The organism is Salmonella sp. SJTUF15591 (assembly GCF_043356435.1).
In the GTDB taxonomy this organism is placed as follows: domain Bacteria; phylum Pseudomonadota; class Gammaproteobacteria; order Enterobacterales; family Enterobacteriaceae; genus Salmonella; species Salmonella enterica.
This window is the reverse complement of sequence record NZ_JBEUJO010000014.1, coordinates 33,560-45,814: the sequence shown is the minus strand read 5'-3', so window position 1 is coordinate 45,814 and position 12,255 is coordinate 33,560. Positions and strand designations below refer to the sequence as shown.

Annotated in this window: 12 protein-coding genes; 7 read left to right on the top strand and 5 right to left on the bottom strand. The window is 54.4% G+C overall.

The window, feature by feature from the left end:
* Positions 1 to 44 precede the first annotated feature (44 nt).
* The 6 genes from ABVM99_RS22265 (at position 45) to phoU (ending at position 6,209) form a co-directional block, all read left to right on the top strand.
* Positions 45 to 1,418 (top strand): fructose-specific PTS transporter subunit EIIC, encoded by a 1,374-nt coding sequence (locus ABVM99_RS22265; RefSeq protein WP_023194487.1) that lies wholly within the window; start codon positions 45 to 47, stop codon positions 1,416 to 1,418.
* A 165-nt stretch (positions 1,419 to 1,583) separates the two neighbouring features.
* Positions 1,584 to 2,624, top strand: a complete 1,041-nt coding sequence (pstS, locus tag ABVM99_RS22260; protein ID WP_000867131.1) for a phosphate ABC transporter substrate-binding protein PstS — start codon at positions 1,584 to 1,586, stop codon at positions 2,622 to 2,624.
* 135 nt (positions 2,625 to 2,759) lie between these two features.
* Positions 2,760 to 3,719: a phosphate ABC transporter permease PstC gene (gene pstC, locus ABVM99_RS22255; RefSeq protein ID WP_000741630.1), complete on the top strand. Its 960-nt coding sequence runs from the start codon at positions 2,760 to 2,762 to the stop codon at positions 3,717 to 3,719.
* Complete coding sequence (gene pstA, locus ABVM99_RS22250) at positions 3,719 to 4,609, top strand: phosphate ABC transporter permease PstA (protein ID WP_000212197.1); 891 nt, start codon at positions 3,719 to 3,721, stop codon at positions 4,607 to 4,609. Before pstC ends, pstA begins: the two co-directional genes overlap by 1 nt.
* A gap of 86 nt (positions 4,610 to 4,695) precedes the next feature.
* On the top strand, positions 4,696 to 5,469 hold the full coding sequence (gene pstB / locus ABVM99_RS22245) for a phosphate ABC transporter ATP-binding protein PstB (protein ID WP_000063118.1): 774 nt from the start codon (positions 4,696 to 4,698) through the stop codon (positions 5,467 to 5,469).
* 14 nt (positions 5,470 to 5,483) lie between these two features.
* On the top strand, positions 5,484 to 6,209 hold the full coding sequence (gene phoU / locus ABVM99_RS22240; protein ID WP_000377800.1) for a phosphate signaling complex protein PhoU: 726 nt from the start codon (positions 5,484 to 5,486) through the stop codon (positions 6,207 to 6,209).
* Between the two features lie 94 nt (positions 6,210 to 6,303).
* Here phoU and yieH read toward each other — a convergent pair whose 3' ends face one another.
* Entirely contained in the window at positions 6,304 to 6,969 is a 666-nt protein-coding gene (gene yieH, locus ABVM99_RS22235; RefSeq protein WP_023194488.1) for a 6-phosphogluconate phosphatase, read from the bottom strand.
* 168 nt (positions 6,970 to 7,137) lie between these two features.
* Here yieH and adeP point away from each other — a divergent pair, with 168 nt between their 5' ends.
* Positions 7,138 to 8,475 carry an adenine permease AdeP gene (gene adeP / locus ABVM99_RS22230; RefSeq protein ID WP_023194489.1) on the top strand — a complete coding sequence of 446 codons (1,338 nt, stop codon included), beginning with the start codon at positions 7,138 to 7,140 and terminating at the stop codon, positions 8,473 to 8,475.
* 44 nt (positions 8,476 to 8,519) lie between these two features.
* Here adeP and ABVM99_RS22225 read toward each other — a convergent pair whose 3' ends face one another.
* The 4 genes from ABVM99_RS22225 to ABVM99_RS22210 all read right to left on the bottom strand — a co-directional run bounded on the left by ABVM99_RS22225 (position 8,520) and on the right by ABVM99_RS22210 (position 12,132).
* Positions 8,520 to 9,104 carry an NADPH-dependent FMN reductase gene (locus ABVM99_RS22225; RefSeq protein WP_077684107.1) on the bottom strand — a complete coding sequence of 195 codons (585 nt, stop codon included), beginning with the start codon at positions 9,102 to 9,104 and terminating at the stop codon, positions 8,520 to 8,522.
* Complete coding sequence (locus ABVM99_RS22220) at positions 9,104 to 9,859, bottom strand: 4'-phosphopantetheinyl transferase superfamily protein (RefSeq protein WP_000190678.1); 756 nt, start codon at positions 9,857 to 9,859, stop codon at positions 9,104 to 9,106. The genes ABVM99_RS22225 and ABVM99_RS22220 overlap by 1 nt, the downstream gene beginning before the upstream one ends.
* 157 nt (positions 9,860 to 10,016) lie before the next feature.
* On the bottom strand, positions 10,017 to 10,976 hold the full coding sequence (gene yidZ, locus ABVM99_RS22215; RefSeq protein ID WP_000749365.1) for an HTH-type transcriptional regulator YidZ: 960 nt from the start codon (positions 10,974 to 10,976) through the stop codon (positions 10,017 to 10,019).
* Positions 10,945 to 12,132 (bottom strand): MFS transporter, encoded by a 1,188-nt coding sequence (locus ABVM99_RS22210; protein ID WP_023194491.1) that lies wholly within the window; start codon positions 12,130 to 12,132, stop codon positions 10,945 to 10,947. The genes yidZ and ABVM99_RS22210 overlap by 32 nt, the downstream gene beginning before the upstream one ends.
* Between the last annotated feature and the right edge of the window lie 123 nt (positions 12,133 to 12,255).

Sequence of the window (12,255 nt, the reverse complement as noted above, 5' to 3'; positions counted from 1 at the left end):
TTTTCCCGCTTTTTCTTTAAATTAAAAGAACAGGGTACCCTACTATGACTAAAAAAATTGTTGCTGTGACGGCCTGTCCGACGGGCGTCGCCCATACCTTTATGGCGGCAGAAGCGTTGGAAATTGAAGCCCGCAAGCGTGGTGACTGGATCAAGGTTGAAACCCGCGGTTCCGTCGGGGCGAAGAACACGCTGACCGCGGAAGAGATAGCGCAGGCGGATGTGGTGATTATCGCGGCGGATATTGAACTGGATCTGTCAGGCTTTGTTGGCAAAAGACTCTATCGCACCAGTACCGGCGCGGCGCTAAAAAAGAGTGCGCAGGAAATGGATAATGCTTTCAATAGCGCCGAGGTCTATCAGGGGAGTGCCGGGCGCTCTTCTTCAGCTGGTAAAACAGAGCTACCTGGCGTTTATAAGCATTTAATGACCGGCGTATCCCATATGCTTCCCCTGGTGGTTGCGGGAGGATTGTGTATCGCGCTCTCTTTTGTCTTCGGTATCCAGGCCTTCAATGAGCCGGGCACGCTGGCGGCTGCGCTATTTCAAATTGGTGGTAAGGCGGCCTTTGCGCTGATGGTGCCGGTACTGGCTGGGTTTATTGCCTTTTCAATTGCCGATCGTCCGGGTCTGGCCCCGGGGCTTATTGGCGGGATGTTGGCCAGCCTGTGCGGCGCTGGTTTCCTGGGAGGGATTGTGGCCGGTTTTCTGGCCGGTTACAGCGTACGGTTTCTGGCGCAAAATATTAAGCTGCCGGCGTCAATGGAAGCGCTTAAGCCTGTGCTGGTTTTGCCGCTACTGTCTACGCTGGTTACCGGCCTAATCATGATTTACGTGGTGGGTGGCCCCGTTTCTGCGGTGATGGAAGGGCTGACGACGTTCCTGGGGAATATGACCTCTACGAATGCTATCTTGCTGGGAATGTTGCTGGGCGCAATGCAAGGTTTTGACCTTGGCGGGCCGGTGAATAAAGCTGCGTATACCTTCGGCGTCGGTTTACTGGCTTCTCATTCTTATATGCCAATGGCGGCCATTATGGCGGCAGGGATGGTACCGGCATTAGGAATGGGCGTCGCAACCTGGGCAGCCAGAGCGAAATTCAATGCCGCTGAGCATGAAGCGGGTAATGCATCTTTTATCCTGGGGCTGTGCTTTATCTCTGAAGGGGCGATTCCCTTCGCCGCGCGTGACCCGATGCGCGTCATCCCTTCTACGATGGTCGGTGGCGCAATCGCCGGGGGACTATCCATGTATTTCGGTTGTACACTGATGGCGCCACACGGCGGCCTCTTTGTCCTGGCGATCCCACATGCGGTAGAACATGTGATGCAATATCTGCTCTCTATTGCCCTGGGCACTATTGCCTGCGGCCTGATGTACGCGCTGTTGAAACCGTCTGCGGTTGCGCAAACAGTTTAATTCATCTCCCCCTGCAGGCTGGTCTGGTGTCTCCCCGGGCCAGCTTTTTTATTTCCATTGTCATCAAACCGTCATAATCAAGACATATAACTGTCATCAATTTGTCCTATTTTGCTCATCGTAGCAACTCAAACAACGATTTACCGAAACCGTGCAGGAGACATTATGAAAGTTATGCGTACCACTGTCGCAACTGTTGTCGCCGCGACCTTATCGATGAGCGCGTTCTCTGCCTTTGCAGCAGCAAGCCTGACAGGTGCCGGTGCAACGTTTCCTGCGCCGGTGTATGCCAAATGGGCGGATACCTACCAGAAAGAAACCGGTAACAAAGTCAATTACCAGGGGATAGGCTCTTCCGGCGGCGTGAAACAAATCACCGCGAATACCGTTGATTTTGGCGCTTCCGATGCGCCGCTGTCTGACGAAAAATTGAATCAGGAAGGCCTGTTCCAGTTCCCGACGGTGATCGGCGGCGTGGTGCTGGCGGTGAATATTCCAGGCCTCAAATCCGGCGAACTGGTGCTGGATGGTAAAACGCTGGGTGACATCTACCTCGGTAAAATCAAGAAGTGGGATGATGAAGCCATCACTAAACTGAACCCAGGCGTGAAGCTGCCCTCACAGAATATCGCTGTGGTGCGTCGCGCTGACGGTTCCGGTACCTCCTTCGTGTTCACCAGTTACCTGGCGAAAGTCAACGACGAGTGGAAATCGAAAGTGGGCGCGGGTTCTACCGTGAACTGGCCAACCGGTCTGGGCGGTAAAGGTAACGACGGCATCGCGGCATTTGTACAGCGCCTGCCAGGCGCTATCGGCTACGTTGAGTATGCGTATGCCAAGCAGAACAACCTGGCCTACACCAAACTGGTTTCTGCCGACGGCAAGCCGGTAAGCCCGACGGAAGAGAGCTTCTCTAATGCGGCGAAAGGCGCAGACTGGAGCAAAACCTTCGCGCAGGATCTGACCAACCAGAAAGGTGACGATGTGTGGCCAATCACCTCCACCACCTTTATCCTGGTCCACAAAGCGCAGAAGAAACCTGAGCAGGGTGCTGAAGTGTTGAAGTTCTTCGACTGGGCCTACAAAAATGGCGCTAAGCAGGCGAATGATCTGGACTACGCCAGCCTGCCGGATAACGTTGTTGAGCAGGTTCGTACCGCCTGGAAGACCAGCATAAAAGACAGCAACGGTAAGGCGCTGTATTAATTAACGAATTGGCGGATGGCGCTACGCTTATCCGCCCTACGGTTTCGACCGCAGGCCCACGTTGTAGGCCGGATAAGCGTAGCGCCATCCGGCAGGGGCAACGTCGTAAAACGCGTTTAATGGAAAGAGTAATTTATGGCTGCAACCAAGCCTGCTTTTAACCCGCCGGGTAAAAAAGGCGACATGATTTTCAGCGCGCTGGTAAAACTGGCTGCGCTGATTGTGCTATTGATGTTGGGCGGTATTATCGTCTCATTGATCATCTCCTCCTGGCCAAGTATTCAGAAATTTGGTTTCTCATTTCTTTGGACTAAGGAATGGGACGCGCCAAACGATATCTACGGCGCACTGGTGCCCATTTACGGCACGCTGGTGACCTCCTTTATCGCACTGCTGATCGCCGTTCCGGTCAGTTTCGGCATTGCCCTGTTTTTAACCGAGCTGGCGCCAGGCTGGCTAAAACGTCCGCTCGGCATCGCCATTGAGCTGCTGGCGGCGATCCCCAGTATCGTGTACGGCATGTGGGGGCTGTTTATCTTCGCGCCGCTGTTTGCGACGTACTTCCAGGAGCCGGTCGGCAATATTCTTTCCAACATTCCTTTTGTCGGCGCGCTGTTCTCCGGCCCGGCGTTTGGTATCGGCATTCTGGCGGCGGGCGTCATCCTCGCCATCATGATCATTCCCTACATTGCGGCGGTTATGCGCGACGTCTTCGAGCAAACGCCGGTAATGATGAAAGAGTCCGCTTACGGTATCGGCTGTACGACGTGGGAAGTTATCTGGCGCATCGTGCTACCGTTCACCAAAAATGGCGTGATCGGCGGCATTATGCTGGGGCTGGGCCGTGCTCTGGGTGAAACGATGGCGGTCACTTTTATCATCGGCAACACCTACCAGCTCGACAGCGCGTCGCTGTATATGCCGGGCAACAGCATCACTTCCGCGCTGGCCAACGAATTCGCTGAGGCGGAATCGGGTCTGCACGTGGCAGCGTTGATGGAACTGGGACTGATCCTGTTTGTGATCACCTTTATCGTCCTGGCGGCGTCTAAGTTCATGATTATGCGTCTGGCGAAGAACGAGGGAGCACGTTAATGGCTACGCTTGATATGCAGAACACCGCGCAGCTCGCGGAATCCCGTCGCAAGATGCAGGCGCGTCGCCGCATGAAGAACCGTATCGCACTAACGCTCTCAATGGCGACGATGGCATTTGGCCTGTTCTGGCTGATCTGGATTTTGATGTCCACCATCACGCGTGGTATCGACGGGATGTCGCTGGCGCTGTTTACCGAAATGACGCCGCCGCCGAACACGGCGGGCGGCGGGCTGGCGAACGCCCTGGCAGGGAGTGGATTATTGATTCTCTGGGCTACCGTATTGGGTACGCCGCTGGGGATTATGGCCGGGATCTATCTGGCGGAATATGGCCGTAAATCCTGGCTGGCGGAAATCATTCGCTTTATTAACGACATTCTGCTTTCCGCGCCGTCAATTGTTGTGGGGCTGTTTGTTTACACCATCGTGGTGGCGCAGATGCAGCACTTCTCCGGCTGGGCAGGGGTGATTGCGCTGGCGCTGTTGCAGGTACCGATCGTTATCCGTACCACTGAAAACATGCTCAAATTGGTGCCGGATAGCCTGCGTGAAGCCGCTTATGCGCTGGGTACGCCGAAGTGGAAGATGATCTCCGCGATTACGCTGAAAGCCTCTATCTCCGGGATTATGACCGGTATCCTGCTGGCTATTGCGCGTATCGCCGGGGAAACGGCGCCATTGTTGTTTACCGCGCTCTCGAACCAGTTCTGGAGCACCGACATGATGCAGCCGATCGCCAACCTGCCGGTGACCATCTTTAAATTCGCGATGAGCCCGTTTGCCGAATGGCAACAATTAGCCTGGGCGGGCGTGCTGATTATTACCCTGTGCGTACTGCTGCTGAATATTCTGGCGCGTGTTGTTTTCGCGAAGAAAAAACACGGTTAAAGACATTGTAGGCCTGATAAGCGTAGCGCCATCAGGCATTATTTTACGGCGTGGCGGATGCGGCGCTGGATGAGGAAAAGAGTGAAATGAGTATGGTTGAAACTGCCCCGAGTAAGATTCAGGTTCGTGATTTGAACTTCTACTACGGCAAATTCCATGCCCTGAAGAACATTAATCTGGATATCGCGAAGAATCAGGTAACGGCATTTATCGGGCCATCCGGCTGCGGTAAATCAACGCTACTGCGTACCTTCAATAAAATGTATTCGCTTTATCCGGAGCAGCGCGCGGAAGGTGAAATTCTGCTGGATGGCGACAATATTCTCACCAACACCCAGGATATCGCGCTGCTGCGCGCAAAAGTGGGGATGGTATTCCAGAAGCCGACGCCGTTCCCGATGTCCATCTATGACAATATCGCCTTTGGCGTGCGTCTGTTTGAGAAGCTGTCTCGCGCCGATATGGACGAGCGCGTGCAGTGGGCGTTGACCAAAGCCGCATTATGGAACGAAACCAAAGATAAATTGCACCAGAGCGGGTACTCTCTCTCCGGTGGTCAGCAGCAGCGTCTGTGCATTGCGCGCGGTATCGCCATTCGCCCGGAAGTGTTGCTGTTGGATGAGCCATGTTCAGCTCTGGACCCGATCTCTACCGGGCGTATTGAAGAGCTGATCACCGAGCTGAAACAGGATTACACCGTGGTGATCGTGACCCACAACATGCAGCAGGCGGCACGTTGCTCCGATCATACGGCGTTTATGTACCTGGGCGAGTTGATTGAGTTCAGCAACACGGACGATCTGTTCACCAAGCCCGCGAAGAAACAAACAGAAGACTATATCACCGGTCGTTACGGTTAATTCAGGAGTGCGTAATGGACAGTCTGAACCTTAATAAACATATTTCCGGCCAGTTCAACGCCGAACTGGAAAGCATCCGCACTCAGGTAATGACCATGGGCGGCATGGTGGAGCAGCAGCTTTCTGACGCTATCACCGCCATGCACAACCAGGACAGCGAGCTGGCGAAGCGCGTGGTAGAAGGCGACCATCAGGTTAATATGATGGAAGTCGCCATCGATGAAGCCTGCGTGCGTATTATCGCCAAGCGCCAGCCGACGGCGAGCGATCTGCGTCTGGTGATGGCGATTATCAAAACCATCGCCGAACTGGAGCGCATTGGCGACGTGGCGGATAAAATCTGCCGTACCGCGCTGGAGAAATTCTCCCAGCAGCACCAGCCGCTGTTGGTGAGTCTGGAGTCACTGGGCCGCCACACCGTGCAGATGCTGCACGACGTGCTGGATGCGTTCGCGCGGATGGATCTCGACGAAGCGGTGCGTATCTACCGTGAAGACAAGAAAGTTGACCAGGAGTACGAAGGTATCGTGCGTCAGCTGATGACCTACATGATGGAAGACTCGCGCACCATTCCCAGCGTGCTGACCGCGTTATTCTGCGCTCGTTCTATCGAGCGTATCGGTGACCGTTGCCAGAATATCTGCGAATACATCTTCTACTTCGTGAAGGGGCAGGATTTCCGTCACGTGGGCGGTGATGAGCTGGATAAGCTGCTGGCGGGGAAAGATCCGAAAGAGTAAATCTCATTCTTTTGCCCGGTGGCGCTGCGCTTACCGGGCCTACAGGTACAGATGCTGTAGGCCGGATAAGCGTTAGCGCCATCCGGCATTTCAGTTAACGCGTAATCTCCCACCCGCGCGCTTTCCACAATCCCGGCAACTGCGCCAAATCGGTAAACGTCGTCACGTTAGGGTGATCGATCGGTTTGTTATGCGGATCGGCGCAGAAATAAAATACTTCCATTCCCGCCGCAATTCCTGACTGCGCGCCTGCGCTGGAGTCATCCACCAGAATGCAGTTCTCGACGTTTACGTTCATCGCTTTGGCCGCGTGGAACATCAGGGCTGGGTCCGGCTTCCAGCGCTGGATATCGTAGCCGCTAAACAGCAAATCGGGAAAATAATGCAACATGCCCAGTTTACCCAGCGAATGCTGCATCTTACTGACCGGCCCGTTGGATACCACGCACATGGGCGTCTTAATGCTCTCCAGCAGGGTATTTGCGCCCGCGATCGCTTCCAGTTCGGTATCGAACAGGCGCGCCACTTCCGCGCGGTACACGGGTTCCAGCTCCGCCTTTGCCAGCGCAACGCCATGCTCTTTACTGATGGTATCGATAATTTCGTAGAGCTTTACGCCTTTAAAGCGTCTGAATACTTCCGTGAGCTCAAGCGTAATGCCGAACTGCCGGAACATAGTGACATAGGCGCGCGAGCAAATCACTTCACTGTCGACCAGCGTGCCGTCACAGTCAAAAAACACCGCTTCGATTTGGGACATGTCATTTCCATTTTAACAAGTTTAACGTTTACGTAATGCTGAATGAGGGGACGCAATCGTTGCCGTACTAACAAATTGAGTGAAAAAAATTACCACACAACTGCGCCAGGTGTCGCATTTTGGTATAGGATAACGGCGAATTTTCCCTCCTTTCTCCGGAAATTGATAATGAGTCAACAACACACCACCCAGGCTGCTGGTCAGGGTATGCTGGAACACGTGTTTAAACTGCGCGAACATGGCACGACGGCACGAACCGAAGTGATCGCCGGTTTTACCACTTTCCTGACGATGGTTTATATCGTTTTTGTTAACCCGCAAATTCTGGGCGTAGCTGGCATGGACACCAGCGCCGTCTTTGTGACCACCTGTCTGATTGCGGCCTTTGGCAGTATTCTGATGGGCCTGTTCGCTAACCTGCCGGTGGCGCTGGCGCCCGCGATGGGGCTGAACGCGTTCTTTGCCTTCGTGGTTGTGCAGGCAATGGGACTGCCGTGGCAGGTAGGCATGGGCGCCATTTTCTGGGGCGCTGTTGGTCTTTTATTGCTGACTATCTTCCGCGTGCGTTACTGGATGATCGCCAACATTCCGGTCAGCCTGCGCGTGGGCATCACCAGCGGCATCGGCCTGTTTATCGGCATGATGGGGCTAAAAAACGCCGGCGTGATCGTCGCTAACCCGGAAACGCTGGTCAGCATCGGCAACCTGACCTCGCACAGCGTGCTGCTGGGGGTTCTCGGATTCTTTATTATTGCGATTCTCGCTTCGCGCAACATTCATGCGGCGGTGCTGGTGTCCATCATCGTCACGACGCTGCTTGGCTGGATGATGGGCGATGTACACTACAACGGCATTGTCTCCGCGCCGCCAAGCGTCACCAGCGTGGTAGGGCATGTCGATTTGGCAGGTTCGTTCAATCTTGGCCTGGCGGGGGTTATTTTCTCCTTCATGCTGGTAAACCTGTTTGACTCCTCCGGTACGCTGATTGGCGTGACCGATAAAGCCGGCCTGGCGGATGAGAAAGGCAAATTCCCGCGCATGAAGCAGGCGCTGTTTGTTGATAGTATATCTTCCGTCACTGGCGCATTTGTCGGAACGTCTTCTGTGACCGCTTATATTGAATCGTCTTCCGGCGTTTCGGTGGGCGGTCGCACCGGTTTGACGGCGGTGGTGGTCGGTATTTTGTTCCTGCTGGTTATCTTCCTGTCGCCGCTGGCGGGCATGGTGCCGCCTTACGCGGCGGCGGGCGCGCTGATTTACGTCGGCGTGCTGATGACCTCCAGCCTGGCGCGGGTAAACTGGCAGGATTTAACCGAATCGGTCCCGGCGTTTATTACGGCGGTAATGATGCCGTTTAGCTTCTCGATCACCGAAGGTATCGCGCTGGGCTTTATCTCTTACTGCGTGATGAAAATCGGTACCGGTCGCCTGCGCGACCTTAGCCCGTGCGTAGTGATTGTCGCGCTGTTATTTGTGCTGAAGATTGTGTTTATTGACGCACACTGATGAAATGAACCCTCGCCCCATCGGGGGGAGGGTTTTTAAATAACTTACGCTTTAACGCGCTGAATAAACTCGCCAAATGCGGTCAACTGACCGGTCAAATGATCTAACGTTCCCTGATCCACCACTTCTCCATTCTGCGGGTCGACTTTATTCTGAATCACGCCGCCCATAAATTCCGGTTTATTCATCACCATCGCATCAAGGAACACCAGAATCTGGCGCAGATGATACTGGCAGCGCGCGCCGCCAATCGCCCCCATTGAACTGGTCTGGATAAGAACGGGCTTACCCGCCAGCGGCTGCTCAGGCAGACGGGATAGCCAGTCGATGGCATTCTTCAGGCCGCCGGGAACGGAATAGTTATATTCCGGCGTCACAATGACGACGCCGTCGGCGTTGCGAATCTGCTCCGCCAGCGCCTCTACGCTGGCTGGAAATCCCTCTTCCTGCTGGATATCGGCGTCATACAGCGGAATATCCCCGATCGAAGGCAGCGGCGATACCGTCATTCCTGCCGGCGCGACTTTAGGCAGCGTACGCGCCACCATCCCGTTAAAGGAACCTTTGCGTAAACTTCCCAGCAGTGTAACCACATTCAGCGTTTCAGACATACGTGCCCCTTTTTTCATTATGAACGATTAAGCGTATACGATTTGGCGGCGGGGAGTTGGGCGAATCGCATCAGACGACCGGTTGGCTCATTGGCGCGCGTCTGGATATCGGGCAGGCTTTTCCAGCCCAGTTTGCCATCGAACTCCCACACTTTTAATTTTTCTATCGCTGGCGTAACGGTTACGGACCATACCAGTACATCTTCCGCATCGCACACGGCTTCAAGCTGCGTGACATGCGCGCACTTCAGGCGTCCGGCAACGGGTAAAAGTTGCAGCTCCCGCGGATCGTCATTCATGACATCGCCGGTGAGTTTTAACACGCTCTGGCGCAATGTAATGAGTTGCGCTCGCGCTTCGTTGGGATCGTTTTGATTGGCTACCCATAAGTTTTCATTACGGGAGAAAGGGTGGCGTTCGAGCGAATGCGGATGGTGAAAGCCGCGGGAGGTGCGCTGTAATTCCATATCCAGCCCGCACTCTCCTTCGGTGGTCAACGCCACGCCAACCATATTTCCGGCGTAGGAGATAGAAAAGCCTGGCAGATTTTTGTCACGAAACGCGGGTTTACCTTTCGCCTGAATAATGATTTCCGGCAGCTCGCTAATTCCGTACAGCATAAACATCAGTTCGGCAAGAAGGCCTCTGGAGGCGAGAAAACGCGTTCGTCGGTGAGCAGGCAGGTTTCTGGCTTCAATATGGCAAGACGAAGAGAGACGAATTGAAACCAACTGTCCCTCCGTAAGTATCCCTCTGGCAAAGTGAGTCGCCATTTTTCGCTCCGTGATTAATGGGCCGTGATAATGACGAGAGTAACATTAACGTAAATTATGGACAGGTTTTACGCGCTAAAAATTCAATTTCAGAAGGTTCTTTAATCAGACGGTGACATTTCTGGTAAAAGGAAGGTGAATTTATCAACGCAGGTGGTCAGATAAGGCGACGGCAGAGCGTGTTGATAGCCTGTCGTAGCCACACAATCTTGGGATTATGACTATTACGTTTGTGCCATAATAGGGTAAACGGCACCATCAGCTTTTCCCGCTGTTGCGCATCAAAAGGCAGGGGGCGCGCCACTAACGGTAGCTGGTGGAGCTGATTGTAGTGCTGGCAATAGCGCGGCGCGGTTGCTATCAGGGTGTGATCCGGCTGGGCGGCCATAAAGAGCGACTGCTCGAACCCCGGCAGGCTCAACGCAATATGGCGTTTGCGTCCCATTTCTTGCAGGACATCATCCAGCGCCCAGGTATCGCTTTGCTCCCAGCAAATACTGATATGCGGGTAGCGCAGAAAAGTGTCCAGATCCCACGCTTCGCGCAGCGCCGGATGATCTTCCCGCAGCCAGACCCACGGTAAATCGCTAAACAGTACCTCAAAATCAATCGCGAGCGGTAACAGACTGAGCAATTCTCGCGAGCGGGGATGGCTTTCGCGTCCGGTAAATCCGATATCGACTTCCCCACGCGTAATCGCCTCCAGCGAGTCATAATCCCAGTTGCGAACCTTAATGGTAGCCTGCGGATAGCGCTGATAAATCTGCTGCGACAGTGAATTAAACATAATCATCATCAGCGGCGACTCTGCTGCCAACTCAAATTTTAAACCGCGCGGCGTTTGATGATGCGGTTTATCAAGCAGTTGATTCCCCATCTGCATCCAGTCCGCCAGACTTTGCTCCATACTGACCATCAGCGGCGTCGGCGCCAGGCCCAGCGGCGTATTGACGAACAGCGGATCGTCAAACCATGCCCGGAGTTTCGCCAGCGATTTGCTGACCGCTGAGGGCGTTACGTTCATCCGTTTTGCAGCTTTAGTGACGCTGCGCTCCTGCATGAGTAACTGTAGGCATAACAGCAAATTAAGGTCGAGATTGGTAAGGGATTTCTTCATGCTCGGCTACGGACCTGTTGGGCGTGACGGAGAAGATCAGCAGAATACTCACTATGCTACAACCAATCAGAATCCCGATCAGCATATTCATCGCGCTGATACCGAGTATTGCCGCCAGCCAAATCCACAGTGATGAACCGCAAACCTGCGCGATACCGAGCGTGGAACTGGCCACTCCGGCGCGCAGCGAAAACGGCCCCAGCGCCTGGCTCATCGCGACGCCAAAACCAACCGAGAATCCGGCGCAGATAAGCGTCAGGCCAAAGAGTGTGACGGTATTGGTATGAGCAAGGCTTAACGTCACGCCAGCCGTCAAAAACAGCCCCTGTGAGACGAGCATTAAGGTTCGCGGCTTAAATAACCCAAGCGCAAAAGGGGTGGAAAAAGAGACGACCATACTGACGCCTGCGGTGAGCGCCATGGTAATGGCATAGTCGCCACGGCTAAATCCCATCACCTCCATCAGCAGCACTGGAGAGGCATTGACAAAGGTCAGGATCACCGACACGCTAAGGGTGGTGATCGCCAGTCGACTAACGAAAAAACGGTTAATCAGCGACTCGGCGGCGGGCGACGATCGTGATAAATCGCGTGGAGCCAGCCTTACCGGGCGCGTCTCGCGCAGGATAAACAGTGATAACAGGCCCACAATAATGCCCATCGCGGACATCGTATAGAACAGACTTTGCCAGGGGAAACGAAGCATAATCAAATGCCCCACCACCGGGGCGAGTACCGGCACAATACAGGTAATCCCATTCAATAATGACAGCACTTTCGCCCGGCGATGCTCGTCGAGCGTGTCGCGCAGAATGGCGAACGCCACCACATAGCAGCCGCCTGCTCCTACCCCCTGAAGAAAACGCCCACTCAGAAATAGCGAGCCTTCCGACGCCCGTGAACAAAGCAGTGAGGCCATCATAAAGACGATCGCGCCGACGATCGCGACCGGCTTGCGGCCTGACTGGTCGGCTATCTTCCCGGCAAACAGCATGGCCGTCGCCATTCCGGCCAGGTAAACGGAGAAGGCGATATGCAACTGCGCCTCGCTGGCGTTCAGATCGGCGGCTATACGCGGTAAACCGACCAGATACATATCAATACCGGCAGGATAGAGTAAAACCAGGGCAAAACTACACAGTAGAAAACGTTTCATAGCGGCCTCACGAAAAGTGTGGCGCTAAGAATACGGGGCGACGTTGCGCGAGACGAGTTGCCATTTGGACAACAGTGATTTCCGCATGGGAAATCATTGCTGCCGGATGGCGGCATAAACGCC